The organism is Collinsella aerofaciens ATCC 25986 (assembly GCF_964259375.1).
Classification (GTDB): domain Bacteria; phylum Actinomycetota; class Coriobacteriia; order Coriobacteriales; family Coriobacteriaceae; genus Collinsella; species Collinsella aerofaciens_BO.
In genome coordinates this window covers 1-15516 of record NZ_CAXVJM010000026.1, presented here as the reverse complement: position 1 = coordinate 15516, position 15516 = coordinate 1, and the positions used below count along the sequence as shown (strand labels likewise).

Sequence of the window (15516 nt, the reverse complement as noted above, 5' to 3'; positions counted from 1 at the left end):
CTCGGCGGCCTTGCGAAAAACAAATCCAAGTTAGACCATTTCAAATGGTTCGATGTCTGCCCGGATGCGACACTGAAGTGAGTGTCCATCCTCGCAGTATCCGGTTCTCAAGGTGCACGCTGTGCGGCTGATCCGGTTCGACCGGGCCGCGCGGCAAGGAGATATATTGCCAGACCGCGAAGCGATGTGGGACGTCAATTCCACTCTTCACAAGTCCTACACAACATATCACTTTCTATATATGAACTAGAAAGTCAGGTGCAGCGATACTGCACATATCAGATGATGACCCTTCGGTTAAGAGATATATAAAGATCGGTCACCTGTAAGTGTCTATCTACCCGCGCTTTTGACTATGTAAACCAGCGCTTTAGATAAAAAGAGGGAGCGCCGCGCACAGCGCGACACTCCCCTAGCGATTCAAGAGAATCTATTAGGCCTCGAGGGCCTTCTTGGCGATGGTGGCCAGCTCATTGAAGGACTCGATGTCCTCGTAAGCCATCTGAGCCAGAACCTTGCGGTCGAGCTCGATACCGGCAACCTTCAGGCCGTGCATGAACTGAGAGTAAGAAATGTCGTTCAGGCGAGCAGCAGCGTTGATACGGGTGATCCAGAGAGAGCGGATCTCGCGCTTCTTGTTGCGGCGATCACGATACTGATACTGCAGGGAGTGCTGGACCTGCTCTTTAGCATGCTTGTAAGTACGCGAAGCGGCACCGTAGTAACCCTTCGCACGGTGCATAACGGTACGGCGCTTCTTCTTGGCGGCAACAGCGCGCTTAATACGTGCCATGTTCTATCAACTCCTAGACGGTAAAACGAAAAACGGGAACGCGAACTTAGGCGAGACGCGACTTGATGACCTTGCGGTCGGCAGCGGCGATCTCGGTCTCCTGACGGAAGCCACGCTTACGCTTGGTGGACTTCTTGCTCAGGATGTGGCTCTTGAAAGCCTTGGCGCGCATAAGCTTGCCGGTACCAGTCTTGCGGAAACGCTTCTTGGTGCCGCTGTGGGACTTCATCTTAGGCATGAAATACTCCTTAATCGGTTACAGAACACTAGTTACTTAGTATCGCTTGCCGCTTTATCCTCATCGAAGGCGCCCTTAATCGGGGCGAGCAGCATAAGCATGTTACGGCCTTCCATCTTAGGCTTGGACTCGACCGTAGCGTAAGGCTTGAGATCCTCGGCAAGACGCTCGAGAACGTTAAGACCCTGCTCCGGGTGAGCCATCTCACGGCCGCGAAACATGATGGTAATCTTAACGCGTGCGCCCTTCTTGAGGAAACGCAGAACGTGGCCCTTCTTGGTCTCGTAGTCGCCAACGTCAATCTTGGGTCGGAACTTCATTTCCTTGACCTCGACCTTGGACTGGTTCTTACGAGCAGCCTTGGCCTTCATGGCCTGCTGGTACTTGAACTTACCGTAGTCCATGACCTTGCAGACCGGCGGCTCCGCGTTGGGAGCGATCTCGACCAGGTCGAGACCCTGATCGTCGGCGACGCGCTGGGCATCGCGGATGGCGAACAGGCCGAGCTGAGAGCCATCGACGCCAATCAAACGGCACGAAGATGCAGTAATCTCGTCGTTGATGCGGGTGTCATCAGACTTAGCTATTTTCCCTACCTCCATTCATAAAAAAATAACCCGGCGCTTCTTTGCAACCAGGTCGTACACATAGACATCCTCGGTATGAGGAAGAGAATCTAAGTTGTATGACCAGTCAGCTGCTCATTGGCGCCAAAAGGTGGGAACCCTCGGGTTCCTCTTTAGGGCATTGCGGGAACAACGCCTTGTGGATAATAACACGTACCGCGCATTATCACATTACGTACACGAAAAAGAGGGCCTTGACCCCCTTGAACGCTCACTTGCATGTTTGGTGCCCGAGGCGAGACTCGAAGGGCCTTCGCTTCGCGAAGCCCCGGGCTTCGGGCGCACAGCGCCCTCGCCACGCTCCGCTACAAACAGGCCGCTGGCCTGTTTGCTTAACGCTCCGCGCGCTCACGCGAGTTCGGCACGAAAAAGGGGGCCTTGACCCCCTTGAACGCTCGCTTGCATGTATGGTGCCCGAGGCGAGACTCGAACTCGCACGTTGTTGCCAACGGTGGATTTTGAGTCCACTGCGTCTGCCAATTCCGCCACTCGGGCACGTAATGCGTGAGTTAGTTTATCACAGCTTTCTGTTGATTAGTCCGAAAATGGAACTTCGAGCATTTCGATAAGCTCAACCTTGCGCAACATCTCCCGCTTACGACATCCACGCCCATCAACCGAGGCCTCGCCCATCTGGTTGTCATAGGGATCCTCGCGCATGCCATCGAAAGCAGGCACAAATTCAGCCTGGAATCGATTGTTGGCCACCATACGCCACGGGTCGAGGTTGCCAAAGTAGTGCTGGCGACGCCACTCCTCCCCCATCCTGCGCGCCGAGGAACCGAACGATACGTCGGCGTTAAGCCAACCGCTCTGTGGCGTATAGAACTCAGCCCAATCGTGCGGCCCCACCGAATCGGGAGCAACATACAGGCCGCTCTGCCAACGGGCAGGCACGCCCGCGATGCGGCACATGGTGATAAACGTGAGCGCCATAACGCCGCAATCGCCGCGTAAAGAATGCGCACAGTCGTCGGCAATAGATCCCAAAAGCAGGTACGGTGGCTGATAGCGATAGTCGATATGCTGTGTCAGGTAATCATAGATAGCACGAGCGCGATCGAGCGGATCCTCGAGCCCGTCAACAACACGCTCCGTCAACTGTCGCAGGTACGGCGTAAACGCAATGTGCGGACGGTCCTCGGAAGTGTCCTCGGACAGCGGCGTGTCCATGCACGTATGCGATGGGAGCGCGCCACCATAGATATCGCAATAGGCGGCATCGATGTGATAGCGATAGGTCACCGAGAATGAATGTTCGGTCGAAGATGTCCAAGAGGCAGTACGAGCCGAAACGTTTTCAGAGGCAACGGTACCCCCCGACGTCATATCGAGAACCTCGATTTGAGACTGTTGACGACAGGCGGCAGCAACGGGTAGCCACGCGCGAACAGCTTCTCCCTTCAGAGCCCCGGGGACAGACACGGATGCCTTAAGCGTGATGGCACGAGTCAACCCGTTTTGCGACTCCATCTCCCTGAGCATCTGGTTACGCAGCGCGATGCCGTCCGCAGAATCGGGACACAGGCCCGGAACCTCCTTGGGGTACACGCGAAGCGAATCGAGGAAGTTATCGAGAACGAACAGCTCGCCATCGATAAAGCGCCAATCGATACGCTTGCGATTAATCAGGTCATCAAACTGCTCTTCTGTAAACTCTGGGCACTCCTCGCGAATCATCGCAATAGCCTGATCACGCGACACCGAAAAATGAAGCGGCGTCTCGAGCATGCGATACCGCTCGGCACGAACACAAGCAGCCAGCGAAGGCTCAGGGTTCTGCTCCAAAAGGCAATCGCAGGCAGCAACAGCCTGTGTCAAATAACCGGCATCCTTGAGACGAAGAATCTCGGGCGGCAGTCCAATATCGAGATGACGAAAGTCATCACAGCAAACATCAACAGAGCAACCAACAGGACCCTCGTCAATAACCTTCCCATCAGCAGGTAAAACATCAACAACAGCCATAACCACTCCCGCGTCGAACGATAGACAACCCCCATTGTACCGAGATAAAAAAGAAAGCCCCCAACAAAGGAGCTCTCAACGCCGATAAACGGTACCTATAAAAATGAATTCAGACTTGTAACCCTGCGGCGTTAAACGAAGGAAGCCCCGTCCCCCGGAACTGTTTCCTTGGCGCGACTTCTGGCGAAGCCAGGTGAGCGCAAAGGAAACAGCGTAGGGGGACGGGGCTTCCGACGGGAAGTTTAGCGACGCTTACGCCTTGTTGACGGAGCCAAACTCCTCCATGAGCTCCTTGGTGCGGGCAACGATGTTGTCGCGACCAGGCTTGAGGAGCTTGCGGGGGTCAAAGCCCTTGCCCTGCTGATCCTTGCCAGCCTCGATGTACTCGCGGACGCCCTTGGCGAAGACGAGCTGCAGGTCGGTGTTGACGTTGATCTTGGAGATGCCCAGGGAGATGGCCTTCTTGATCTGATCCTCGGGGATGCCGGTGCCACCGTGCAGGACGAGGGGCAGGTCGCCGGTCTGGGCCTTGATCTCGCCCAGACGCTCGAAGGAAAGGCCAGCCCAGTCGGCGGGATAGACGCCGTGGATGTTGCCGATGCCGCAGGCGAGGAAGTCGACGCCCAGGTCAGCAATCTGCTTGCACTCAGCGGGGTCAGCGAGCTCGCCGTTGGAGGTCACGCCGTCCTCGGTGCCGCCGATGCCGCCGACCTCGGCCTCGATGGACATGCCCTTGGAGTGGGCAAGCTCAACGAGCTCCTTGGTGCGGTCGAGGTTAAGCTGGAAGGTCTCCTCGTGAGAGCCGTCATACATGATGGACGTGAAGCCGGCCTCGATGCACTTGAAGCAGTCCTCGTAAGAACCGTGATCAAGGTGAAGGGCGACGGGAACGGTAACACCCGTGGCCTCGACGGCAGCCTTGACCATGTCGGCGCAGACCTTGAAACCGCCCATCCACTTAGCGGCACCAGCGGTGCACTGAAGGATCAGCGGAGACTTGGCCTCCTCGGCGGCCTGGAGAATAGCCAGGGTCCACTCGAGGTTGTTGGTGTTGAAGGCACCGAGAGCGTACTTGCCGGCCTCGGCCTTCTTGAGCATGTCTGCTGCGTTGACGAGCATAAAAGAAACCTCCTGTAAGGTTGCTCCGATAACGCCTGAGATTTTACCACGGCGCACCCGAGCATAAACGTTCGTTTGTTCACGAATATCGTCCAAACAGACTTTTTTGACCGTTTGCCCTACGAAATTGACCCGTTGGGGAAAAATAGCTTGACGTTTGGACGCTTCTCGTGCTTTAGAAGCTGACTATAAAACTACACCCGCATGAAAGGGTTCTGCATGAGCTCGCGTGCCATGGTGGTCGAATCCCCATGCCCGGTTAGGCAAACGGTATCGGGCGGGAGAAGCCGGGCGAGCTTGGAGAGCGAGCGCAGAATCGCCGCCTCGTCGCCACCGGCAAGATCGGTGCGGCCGTGGCTACCCGGGAACAGGGTGTCGCCAACAAAGGCGATGCTTCCCTGCTCGGTGGCAGCAAACAAGACGATCCCGCCCGGCGTATGCCCTGGCGTCTCGATCACCTGCAGGCAGATATCGCCCACCTCGAGAGCATCGCCCTCGGCGAGTAGGCGCGTCGGCTCCCCGGGGTCGGGCGTCTCAATGCCCCACATAGCTCGCTGTTCCTCGATGTTCGCATGCGGCACCGCCACATCCTTAGCACACAGCTCATACTGGCAGCCCTCGCCAACGGCGGTTCGTACGCCGGCAACACCACCAACATGATCGGCATGGCCATGAGTGCAAACGGCGCCAAGCATGCGTACGCCGGGATGCTCGGCTCGAACATGCTCCACCAGGCGCTCGCCTTCCCATGCGGGGTCGATAATCACGCACTCATTGTCCGAAATAACAGCATAGCTATTGGTCTGAATGGGACCGTTTACGAGCGTCTCGATCTCGACCGATCCCTTGGGAGTTACATCCAAGGACACAGCGCTCATGTCCCTCTCCTCTCTATAGAACTCGAGGCATCAAACGATGCCTCGAGTGTAGCGAATATCGATAATGTGGCACGTTCGTCGCGACTAAACGCGGCGCTTAAGCTGGGCTCCACCCTCGCCGGGCATCAGGCGGCGCGCGTCGTAGACCGAGTCAACGCTGCTGATAGAAGCCAGCAGCGGATCCAGGCCACTCGCATCCGAGATCTCGACCATAAAGCGCAGGGTTGCAATACCCTCGCGGTTGGTCGACGTGGCGGCCGAAAGGATATTGCCGCCCGCATCGCCAATGGCAATGGTGACATCCTTGAGCAGGCCCATGCGGTCCAGGCACTCGACCACGATCTCGACCTGGAAGAGGGTGTCGGCAGCGCCGTCCCACTCCACTTCGATCATGCGCTCGGGATGCTCCATAAGACCCTTGACGTTGGGGCAGTTGGCGCGATGCACCGAAACGCCACGACCGCGCGTGATGAAGCCGACGATATCGTCGCCCGTCACCGGATTGCAGCAATGCGCCAGACGGACCAGCAGGCCGCTGTTGCTCTCGCCCTTGACGATAATGCCGTTGCTGGCGCTCTTACCGCGCTTTTGCGGCTTGCGGTTGGAGCCTCGGGCCGGCTGCTTGACGACCTCGGCGATAGCCTCGGCTTTGGTGAGCTGTTCCTCGGGCTTGGGGTCCAAGATTTGCTCGACCTTGTTACCCACAGCGCGCGGGGCAACCTTGCCGGCGCCGACGGCGGCAAACAGGTCCTCGAGCTGCTTGTAGTTAAACTGCTCCGCCACGGCGTTGAGCGCACGCGTGGATCGCGGCGTAGAGATGCCATACCCGCGCTTGCGCAGGTCCTTGGCCAGTATGTCGCGGCCGGCAGCAGCGTCATCGTCTTTGGTCGCGGCGGCAAAGTAACGGCGGATCTTTGACTTGGCGGAAGGTGTCTTAACGATCTTGAGCCAATCACGCGACGGCTTGGAACTCTTGTTGGTCAAGATTTCAACGCGGTCGCCCGTCTTGATCTCGTGCGTGAGCGGGGCCACCGCACCGTTGATCTTAGCGCCGACGCAGTGGTTGCCCACCTCGGTGTGGACGGCGTAGGCAAAGTCGAGCGGCGTGGAGCCGGCACGAAGCGCCATGACCTCGCCCTTGGGCGTAAAGACGAAGATCTCTTGATCGAAGAGGTCGACCTTCAGCGAATGCAGGTATTCCTTGGCGTCGGTGATCTCATCAGACGCAGCCCAATCGAGCGAATGTTTGAGCCAGTTAATCTGGTCGTCCAGCCGCTGGGCATCATTGGTCTTAGACGCAGACGATCCGCCCGACTTCTTATATAGCCAGTGGGCGGCAATGCCGTACTCGGCCTGCTCATGCATCTCGTAGGTTCGAATCTGAATCTCGAGCGGACGGGCCGTGGGGCCGATAACCGTCGTATGGAGCGACTGGTAGTTATTGACCTTGGGCATGGCGATATAGTCTTTAAAGCGACCGGGCATGGGGTGCCACAGCGTATGCACCGCACCGAGCGTGGAGTAGCAATCGCGCACCGAATGCGTGATGACGCGCAGTGCCACCAGGTCGTAGATCTCGGAGAACTCCTTGCCCTTGCGCTTCATCTTTTGGTAGATGGACCAATAGTGCTTGGAACGGCCATTAATCTGGAAGCCCTCCAAGCCAATGCGGTTGAGCTCGTCGGTGAGCGTCTTGATAGTCTCGGCCAGATAGCGCTCACGGACCTCGCGCGACTCCGCCACCATGCGCGCGATGCGCTGGTAGGCGTCGGGCTCAAGGTAGAAGAAGGACAGGTCCTCGAGCTCCCACTTAATAGAGCTCATGCCCAGACGGTCGGCCAGGGGCGCATACACGTCCATGGTCTCGCGAGCCTTAAACAGGCGACGGTCCTCGCGAAGGGCCGCCAACGTACGCATGTTATGCAGGCGGTCGGCAAGCTTAACGATAATGACGCGGATGTCCTTGGACATGGCGAGGAACATCTTGCGCAGCGTAAGCGCCTGCTTCTCGTCCATGCTATCGACTTCGATGTTGGTAAGCTTGGTCACGCCATCGACGAGCTCGGCAACCGTATCGCCAAACAGACCGGAAACATCGGCAAGCGAGGTCTCGGTATCTTCAACGGTATCGTGCAGCAGCGCGGCGCACACCACATCGCAGTCCATCTTGAGATCGGCCAAAATGATGGCCACCTCGACGGGATGGTTGATGTACATCTCACCCGAGCGGCGCTTTTGGTTGCAGTGCTTCTCGGCGGCAAAGCAATAGGCCTGCTCCACCTTAGAAAAGTCGACCTCATTCATATATTTGAGGCACAGGCGCTCCAGCTTGTCATAGCTGTCCGCCATAATCTCGGGCGGCAGCTCATCGGCATGCTTATAGTGCTCCATCTCCGAGAACGGCTGGAGGGTGGAATCATGGGCGGTACGGGCTGCGGCATCCATCGAGGTCCCCTTCCCCTAGGCCCGCGGAACGATCGGGCGGTTAACTTTGGCTAGCATATCAGAAGCGCACGAATCGAGCGCCCAACTCCGGAAAGCCGAGAACTCCATGCGCGAGCGCAAGCCCTCCAAATAGCGGATTGACCTGCTCAATTGCACACGGCCGGGGTTTTCTGCCATCGCGATGCGACGGGTGTCGTCAAACCCCGAAACGCGACAGAAACCAAGCTCTTCGAAGATCCCCAGGCCGCTTGCCACCGAGCGCTCGTCAACCGGCGTGCGGGCATCGATAGCAAGGCACATCTGCGCGATGTCGATATCGCTCGCACTAAACGAGTCGTCTCCGGTCTTGCCGCGGTTGGAGCGCCACATGGTCTGCAACGCGCGATAGAGCGTGACGAGCTCGTCGCGCTCGGGCGCGTAGCAGTCGAGCAGGCGCTCGTTAATGCGAGCGTCACGCGACGAATAGAGCAGGTGAATCACGGCAGGTTGGCCGTCGCGACCGGCGCGTCCGCTCATCTGGTTAAACTCAATCGCGCCAAACGGCATGTGGTAGAGCACGACATGGCGGATATCGGGCAGGTTCACGCCCTCACCAAAGGCAGAGGTCGAAACGATGCAGCTGAGGCTTCCGTCACGAAACGCCTCCTCTACGCGATGGCGGTCGGCGCGCGTAAGGCCCGCGTTGTAAAAGGCGATATGTGACGCGTAGTCGGGAACGCGTTTGCGTAGCGTCTTGGCAAGCGCCACGGACTGGTCGCGCGAGTTGACGTAGATGACAGTCTTCTCCCCCGTCGCCACGATTGACACCAGGCGGTTCTCGCGGCTCGCAAGATCTCGGTCATCCTCGAGCTGCAAGTTCTCGCGCACCGTCTCGTCGACCACCGTACGGGTAATCGGCAGCACGCGGGCAAGCTCCGCAACAACCGGAGCCGTTGCGGTGGCAGTCGCGGCCATAACGACCGGATCGCCCAGGGCCTTGAGGATATCGGGCATGTCGAGATAGGCACTGCGGTCGCCGCCCTTGGCAAGACCGGCATGATGCGCCTCATCGATAACGACAAAACCGATGCGCCCCGAACGCGCAAAGCGGTCGCGGTGAATGGACAGGAACTCGGGCGTTGTGAGCACGATGCCGGTGCGGCCCGAAGCCAAGCCGGCAAACACGTCATCGCGCGCCGCCTCCACGGTCTCGCCGGTCAGCACGCCCACGCCAATGCCGAGCGCGGCCATCGTCGACGAGAGGTGATAGGCCTGGTCGGCAACGAGCGCGCGCAGCGGATAGACAAAGATGCTCGCACGCCCGCGAAGGACCGCCTCGCGCGCGGCATGCACATGGAAGATAAGAGACTTGCCGCGCCCCGTTCCCATAACGGCCAGAACACTTTGGTGATCGGCCAGGGCATCGAGCGCCTCGACTTGCGCGCGGTGCGGCTGGTTCGAGCCGATAAAGCTATGGATAAGCGAGCGCGTCAGCTCGGTATAGGAAAGCTGGGCGAGCGTTTGGCGCTTGCGGGACTCCAGGCGCAGGCCAGAATCCGCCGGTTGTACGCCACGACGAAGCTCACATGCCGGGTCGTCAACGCTGGGCGCAGTGGTATCGCGGACCAAGACATCCTTGATCATGAGCTTGGGCTTTACGCGACCTTGCCAATGCTCGGCCACGGCCTCGAACACCAAATCGACGGCGCTATCGCAATTGATGAGCTTATCGATCTGCGGCACGCGGAACATAATGGCCGGCACACTCGCGGCGCCATCGGTCGCCACGAAGCGCATGTGCTCGCCGGTTTTGCCCACCACGGCGCGATCGCACATTGTCACGCCCTCGGCCGCCAACAGCGGCACCTTGTTGCCCTGGCCAAACGGCTCAAGGCGGGAGATCTGCTCGATGGTCTCGATATTTAGCTCGGAGAGGTCGACGGTGGCGGCAACCTCGTCGGTGTCCTCAAAGTCCTCGGCGGGAAGCTCCGAAAGCACGGCAGAAAGGCGACGACGGAACTCGTCGAGCTTGGACGCCTCGATGGTCACGCCCACCGCACCCGCATGCCCGCCGCGACGAATCAGCAGATCGGAGCAGCGTTCTACGGCGTCGAACAGGTTGACCTTGCCCACCGAGCGACCCGAACCGCGAGCGATACCGTTTTCGATCGAGAACAGCAGCGCCGGCACGTGATAACGGTTGGTCAGGCGGCTCGCCACGATACCCTTGACGCCCTCGTGCCAGCCCTCGCCACCCACGACGATGGCGCGCCCGCCGTCATAGGTCTCCTCGACCTTTGCCATGGCATCGCGTGTGAGCTCCGCCTCGATCTCGCGGCGTTGGCGATTGATTTCCTCGAGCTCGGCGGCAAGCGCGCTTGCCTCGATAGGATCGCGGGCAAGCAGCAGGTCGAGCGCCAGCTTGGGATCGGCCATGCGGCCGGCGGCATTCAAGCGGGGAATGAGCGAAAACGACAGGCCATCGGCCGTAATGCTTGAGAGGTCGGCCTTGGCAAGTGCGGCCAGCGCGATATAGCCGGGGCGGGCGGTCACGCGCATCTGCTGGATGCCCTCGGCGACCAGCGCGCGGTTCTCGGGCGTAAGCGGCATCATGTCGGACACGGTGCCCAGTGCCGCGACCTCTATCAGCGAACGCCAATACGACGGCTTGCCCAAACGCTCGCCCAGAACCTGCACCAGCTTGAGCGCCACGCCGGCACCGGCAAGCTCACGCGAGGGACCCTCGTCCTCGAGCTTAGGGTCGGTCAGGGGCACGCCCTGCGGCACCTGATCGGAGGGCTCGTGATGGTCCGTGACCACCAAATCGATCCCCAGGCTCTCCAGATAGGAGACCTCTTCCTTGGCGGCAATGCCGTTATCGACGGTCACGATCAGCTGGGGGTGAGCGAGCTCGTTAACGCGGTCGAGTGCCGCGCGCGAAAGACCGTAGCCCTCGTCAAAGCGATGCGGAATAAACGGCGTGACATCGGCGCCAAATGTGCGCAGCGCCTCGGTCAACAGGCAGGTCGACGTAATGCCGTCAACGTCAAAATCGCCAAAGACCGCGATGCGCTCGTGGTTGCGAATGGCACGCTCGACGCGGTCGGCAACGACCGACATGCCCGGGATAATGAGTGGGTCGGCCCAGTCGCGATCGAGCGAAGGCGTCAAAAACAGCTGGCCTTCTTCGATGGATGTAATGCCGTGCGCAACCATAATGCGCGCCACCAGCCCGGGTATGCCCAGGCCAGCCGAAAGCTCCTTTTCGAGCTCGGGGTTTTGCTGAGCGACCGCCCAGCGATGCGTCGTCTTAAGCGATGACATAGGCGCCCACCCCCGATAGGGGCAGGTCGCCGCGATACCTCTCACGGTTCATAGCGATGAGTCCTCTGTGTATGCCCGCTTCGGCAGGCAGATCTGTTGAACGGATTTATTATACCGTGCAGCGCGGACGCAAATCGCCGCAGCACGCCGCGGTTTCGATAAACGATGCCGGTAATAGCCTCGAAATAATCGAACGTTTCTGACGCACGGACGCATGCGAGCGTCTAGCATATCCATTCAAAACGGATTCACGAGCAAAGGGAGTCACAAGCGCATATGAAGCAATGGGTTGGACTGGGCAAATTCCTCGCGGGGCACATGCAGATCATCGTTCCGATTTGCGTGGCGCTCGGCGTGCTCTTTCCTCAGCAGATCGGCGTTCTCAAGCCCATCGTTCCCACCTTGTTTGCCTTCATGACGTTTCAGGGTGCGCTCAGCAACACCTTTCATCAGGTGGCTGAGGTGTTCCATCGTCCGCTGCATTTGATTTTGGCGTTAATTGTCTCGGCTGTGCTCATCCCCATCGCGGCGTATGCCATGGGGTCGTTGTTCTTTGGTTCCAACCCCAACCTTGTCTGCGGCATCGTGCTCGAGTACAGCGTACCCGTGGCAGTCACTGCCTTTATGTGGATTAGCATGTTCGGCGGCAACGGCCCGCTCGCGCTCACCATTATCCTGACGTCCTCGGTCATCTCACCTGTGACGATTCCTCTTACGCTCAAGCTCCTGCTGGGCGCCACCGTCTCGATCGACGTGCCAAGCATGATGCAGAATATGGCCTTTATGATCGCCATCCCCGCCGTGCTCGGCATCGTGATCAACGAACTCACGCGTGGATGGGGACACGAGAAACTCTCCCCCGCGCTCTCGCCCGCCTGCAAGTTCATGATGATGGGCGTTATCGCCTCCAACTCCACCGCCATGAGCGAGTACGTGCTGCACATGAATGTTGTGCGCTTGGAAGTCGCCCTCTTTATCCTTTCGTTCGCCATCAGTGGCTTTATCATCGGCATCCTGGTCGCACGTGCCCTGCATCTGCCGTATAGCGAGACGACCACCATGTGCTTTACCTGCGGCATGCGCAATATCTCTTCGGGCGCCGTCATCGCCACACAGTATTTTCCCGGCGAGGTCGTGTTCCCCGTCATGTGCGGCACGCTGTTTCAGCAGGTACTCGCCTCGATTATCGGGCATCTCTTTGAGCGCCTAACCGGCGAGGAGCGCGCCAAACAGCGCAAGCGGGTCGAGGCCGGTCGCGAAGCCATGGGACGCTAGACTGTCCGCATTACGCAGGCGCTCGCCTTACGACGCGAGCGTTTCCAGATGCGCGCGTAGGCGCTCAGCATCGATATCGAGCGTGGTCTCGGCATTGACCTGGGCCAGACGATAGCCCACAAAGTAGGGCGATACCACCCAACGTGGCAGCGCCTTGGCAATGGTCCGGCCGTCCATGTGGTAGAAGAACAAGTTGTACGACTCCGCGCGACCGCCGTGGTGCTCGTGCAGGATATAGCGCAGAGCTACCTGAATCGCATCGGCAAACAGGTCCGCTTCGGCTTGGTCGCGGGCGTCGTCGCTGGCGGCGATTCCCTGTGGAGCCGAGACGTTGACCTCAAAGAATCCCATGATCGGCTCGGTTGAGATGTTGACCGCGACCCTCCCGTGTCGCCAAACATCGATGCCTTCAAAGTTGGCTGAGGTCAGCGCCGCATAGCCGTCCTCCTGTTCCAAGCTCACAATCTGCATGTGTGGATGGACGAGGCTGCCGCCCGAAAGCGGGCCTTTGTTCTTGTACATGAGCACACTGCGGTACTGCTGGGAATCGATCATCTGCTGCCAACAGCCCAGGGCAAACCGCATCACATGATGCAGCTCATCCGGTTCATAGGTCACCAGGTCGGCGTCGTGATTGGCCGACTCGATCAATACGGTCTGACGGGTGGCCCGCAAGGTCTTGAACTTATTCTCGAGCCAGATGCAGTCACCATCGCGCTGGATGATGTTGGCGAGCCCCTCCGTGTCGCAAAAAGGGCACGCGGTGCCAGGGCGACGATTATCGTCGGGCTTGCCGCTCGCCTGCTGAACGTCAAATACCAGCGCCACGGGTTATACCTCCAGCGGCACGATCTTGGTGCCATGGAGCTCGGAGACGCCTAGTGCCGCCGCGACCGCGTCGCGATTTGCCGTAGTGATGCCGCCGCCGGGAAGGATGGTCAAACGATCGCCTGCATACTCGATTAAACGAGCCAGGTGATCGAAATTGTCCTCGATCGACGTGCCGGCCGCACCGCCATGCGTGAGGATGCGCGTAACGCCGCAGTCGGCAAGTGTATCAATCGCATCGAGCTGAGCCTCGGGCGAGAGCTGGTCAAATGCCATGTGGAAGGTGATGTCAAGGGACTCGCGCTTGCACTCCTCGGTCGCGCAGCCCGTAGCCATAACGAGAGCGCCGAGGATGAGCTCGTCGAGCGCCCAGCCGCCGGCACAGGGCTTGCAGCAGCCAAAGACCAGGCCGTCAACGCCGGCACTCACAGCAAGGCCCAGGTCCATCTCCATCATGCGCAGCTCGTCCTGGTTGTAATGAAAGTCGCCACCACGCGGACGAATCATGCACATCACTCGCGCGTCATGCTCGTGAGCGTAGCTGACTGTAGCGCTGATAACGCCGGCGGAAGGCGTGGTGCCACCGACGGCGAGGTTGTCACACAGCTCAATGCGCCCCGCACCGGCCTCGATGGCCGCCGGCACTCGCTCAAAGTTCTCGGCACAAAACTCGTACAGCATAGATAGGCCCCCAAAGACAGCAGATGTTTTCCGACGGGCATTGTCACACATCCCCATGAAGTTGCGGTGGAATAGGGACTGTTTTGGCGTCTAGAGCCCCCATTTAGTCCCTATTTCACCGCAACTCAGAATGATCTCTTGGGGACGGCACTGCTGGCCGAAAAATGTTGCCGATGGTGAATGTTGCGCAACAAGATTTCGGAATCCCGATTAACCATGGCAGTATCGACATTCATATCCAGAGGAAAGGATTGCCATGTTTAAGAGCATCCAAAAGAGCGGAAGGATCGCAGCGGTCGCCATCGGCCTGATCGCAGCCTTGTCTCCGTTCGCAGCCCCTCCAGTAGCATTAGCCAGCGGCAGTGTACCGACCCCCGAGCTCGAGAAGTCTTATAGCTTTAAGACCAGTAGCGATGGCTCATATATCAGCACGGGTGATGCTTCAAAGTTCGGCTATTTATACGATTACGATTACGATGACGATGAGGGCTACAACTTAAAGAGCGTATCTCTCGTCAATTTTAAAGACGGCAGTACAAACCCCATTGCCATTCCGGATAAAAGCCTTGGTTCCGCTTGCCCCACATCCAACAATCAACTCTACTGGCAAGACGGCAATAATTTGGTCGTATTCTCGCCAGACAACCAAAGCCAGACAGTCCATCCCATTAGTTCGGCCAAATATGCCTACACCGATGTAACCGTCTCTTACGATGGAAATAGAGCAGCCGTCGAGCACTATGACTATGAATCTGAGCTTAAAAAAATCGAGATCTATGACCTTAAGTCTGACAAGTTAATTCAAACATATCAATCTGATAAAGATGACTCTTATTGCTACTACTCAGACGATATGAGCCGTCTCTATTTCTTGCCATACGATGCTGAGAAAGGCGTTGTTTCTCTTAGGGTTTTCAATTGCGATACAGGGTCAACGGAATTGAAAACGGTTAACGTGAAAAAAGATGATAGGTCTTCGGACATCGACGATATCGTCACCAGCTCTTACTCGGACGATATTTATCTTCAGAGCGACACCGCATTAATAAAAGTGGACCGTGATGGAAATATGAGCGTTGTTTTCAACGATGATGACCACGCTCCTGAATGGCTTTATTCAAATCCTTCAGCGGAGTTTTATGCCCTCTATACAAAGAAAGGATCGAATGATCTTTTTGATGAGGATGACGGCTATTACTATTTGAATGAAGAAGATGCAAATCTTAGTATTTATGACCTGAAAAGCGACAAGATCATCAGCTCAATTGCATATCCCTTTGGCGATTGAGTATTTGCTCGTCTGAGCACCGGTGATTATTGCGAATCGGCACCGTTGATATTGCGGAATGGCACCGGGGGCGG

The 15516-nt window shown here is 58.1% G+C and carries 12 protein-coding genes and 1 tRNA gene; 2 read left to right on the top strand and 11 right to left on the bottom strand.

The genetic code is table 11. The features are described 5' to 3' along the window. Nucleotides 1–433 precede the first annotated feature (433 nt). From rplT to recJ, 9 genes are all read right to left on the bottom strand, one after another. The gene (rplT, locus tag ACEXKH_RS09290; RefSeq protein WP_006234421.1) at nt 434–793 is read right to left on the bottom strand and encodes a 50S ribosomal protein L20; all 360 of its coding nucleotides are present in this window, start codon (nt 791–793) and stop codon (nt 434–436) included. Between the two features lie 46 nt (nt 794–839). Then, nucleotides 840–1031 (bottom strand): 50S ribosomal protein L35, encoded by a 192-nt coding sequence (rpmI, locus tag ACEXKH_RS09285; protein WP_006234422.1) that lies wholly within the window; start codon nt 1029–1031, stop codon nt 840–842. Nucleotides 1032–1063: 32 nt separating this feature from the next. Beyond that, on the bottom strand, nt 1064–1633 hold the full coding sequence (infC, locus tag ACEXKH_RS09280) for a translation initiation factor IF-3 (RefSeq protein ID WP_006234423.1): 570 nt from the start codon (nt 1631–1633) through the stop codon (nt 1064–1066). A gap of 432 nt (nt 1634–2065) precedes the next feature. Further along, nucleotides 2066–2152 (bottom strand) — tRNA-Leu (locus ACEXKH_RS09275). A gap of 39 nt (nt 2153–2191) precedes the next feature. Beyond that, on the bottom strand, nt 2192–3625 hold the full coding sequence (locus ACEXKH_RS09270) for a transglutaminase-like domain-containing protein (RefSeq protein WP_373573898.1): 1434 nt from the start codon (nt 3623–3625) through the stop codon (nt 2192–2194). Between the two features lie 252 nt (nt 3626–3877). Then, on the bottom strand, nt 3878–4744 hold the full coding sequence (gene fba / locus ACEXKH_RS09265; protein WP_006234429.1) for a class II fructose-1,6-bisphosphate aldolase: 867 nt from the start codon (nt 4742–4744) through the stop codon (nt 3878–3880). Nucleotides 4745–4938: 194 nt separating this feature from the next. After that, nucleotides 4939–5622: an MBL fold metallo-hydrolase gene (locus ACEXKH_RS09260; RefSeq protein WP_373573897.1), complete on the bottom strand. Its 684-nt coding sequence runs from the start codon at nt 5620–5622 to the stop codon at nt 4939–4941. Nucleotides 5623–5706: 84 nt separating this feature from the next. Further along, nucleotides 5707–8067: a RelA/SpoT family protein gene (locus ACEXKH_RS09255; protein WP_373573896.1), complete on the bottom strand. Its 2361-nt coding sequence runs from the start codon at nt 8065–8067 to the stop codon at nt 5707–5709. A 15-nt stretch (nt 8068–8082) separates the two neighbouring features. Then, on the bottom strand, nt 8083–11370 hold the full coding sequence (recJ, locus tag ACEXKH_RS09250) for a single-stranded-DNA-specific exonuclease RecJ (RefSeq protein ID WP_373573895.1): 3288 nt from the start codon (nt 11368–11370) through the stop codon (nt 8083–8085). 276 nt (nt 11371–11646) lie between these two features. Here recJ and ACEXKH_RS09245 point away from each other — a divergent pair, with 276 nt between their 5' ends. Beyond that, entirely contained in the window at nt 11647–12645 is a 999-nt protein-coding gene (locus ACEXKH_RS09245; RefSeq protein WP_346981437.1) for a bile acid:sodium symporter family protein, read from the top strand. Between the two features lie 27 nt (nt 12646–12672). Here the strand turns inward: ACEXKH_RS09245 and ACEXKH_RS09240 are convergent, their stop codons facing one another. Both ACEXKH_RS09240 and ACEXKH_RS09235 read right to left on the bottom strand, forming a co-directional pair. Next, nucleotides 12673–13473, bottom strand: a complete 801-nt coding sequence (locus ACEXKH_RS09240; protein ID WP_373573894.1) for a DUF4931 domain-containing protein — start codon at nt 13471–13473, stop codon at nt 12673–12675. A 3-nt stretch (nt 13474–13476) separates the two neighbouring features. Then, on the bottom strand, nt 13477–14154 hold the full coding sequence (locus ACEXKH_RS09235) for a copper homeostasis protein CutC (RefSeq protein ID WP_373573893.1): 678 nt from the start codon (nt 14152–14154) through the stop codon (nt 13477–13479). A gap of 256 nt (nt 14155–14410) precedes the next feature. Here ACEXKH_RS09235 and ACEXKH_RS09230 point away from each other — a divergent pair, with 256 nt between their 5' ends. Further along, nucleotides 14411–15442 (top strand): hypothetical protein, encoded by a 1032-nt coding sequence (locus ACEXKH_RS09230; RefSeq protein ID WP_373573892.1) that lies wholly within the window; start codon nt 14411–14413, stop codon nt 15440–15442. Nucleotides 15443–15516 lie beyond the last annotated feature (74 nt).

Excerpts from the sequence above, each read along its gene's own strand:
- rplT (WP_006234421.1), bottom strand. The coding sequence starts at position 793 with ATGGCACGTATTAAGCGCGCTGTTGCCGCCAAGAAGAAGCGCCGTACC.
- rpmI (WP_006234422.1), bottom strand. The coding sequence starts at position 1,031 with ATGCCTAAGATGAAGTCCCACAGCGGCACCAAGAAGCGTTTCCGCAAG.
- infC (WP_006234423.1), bottom strand. The coding sequence starts at position 1,633 with ATGGAGGTAGGGAAAATAGCTAAGTCTGATGACACCCGCATCAACGAC.
- ACEXKH_RS09270 (WP_373573898.1), bottom strand. The coding sequence starts at position 3,625 with ATGGCTGTTGTTGATGTTTTACCTGCTGATGGGAAGGTTATTGACGAG.
- fba (WP_006234429.1), bottom strand. The coding sequence starts at position 4,744 with ATGCTCGTCAACGCAGCAGACATGCTCAAGAAGGCCGAGGCCGGCAAG.
- ACEXKH_RS09260 (WP_373573897.1), bottom strand. The coding sequence starts at position 5,622 with ATGAGCGCTGTGTCCTTGGATGTAACTCCCAAGGGATCGGTCGAGATC.
- ACEXKH_RS09255 (WP_373573896.1), bottom strand. The coding sequence starts at position 8,067 with ATGGATGCCGCAGCCCGTACCGCCCATGATTCCACCCTCCAGCCGTTC.
- recJ (WP_373573895.1), bottom strand. The coding sequence starts at position 11,370 with ATGTCATCGCTTAAGACGACGCATCGCTGGGCGGTCGCTCAGCAAAAC.
- ACEXKH_RS09245 (WP_346981437.1), top strand. The coding sequence starts at position 11,647 with ATGAAGCAATGGGTTGGACTGGGCAAATTCCTCGCGGGGCACATGCAG.
- ACEXKH_RS09235 (WP_373573893.1), bottom strand. The coding sequence starts at position 14,154 with ATGCTGTACGAGTTTTGTGCCGAGAACTTTGAGCGAGTGCCGGCGGCC.
- ACEXKH_RS09230 (WP_373573892.1), top strand. The coding sequence starts at position 14,411 with ATGTTTAAGAGCATCCAAAAGAGCGGAAGGATCGCAGCGGTCGCCATC.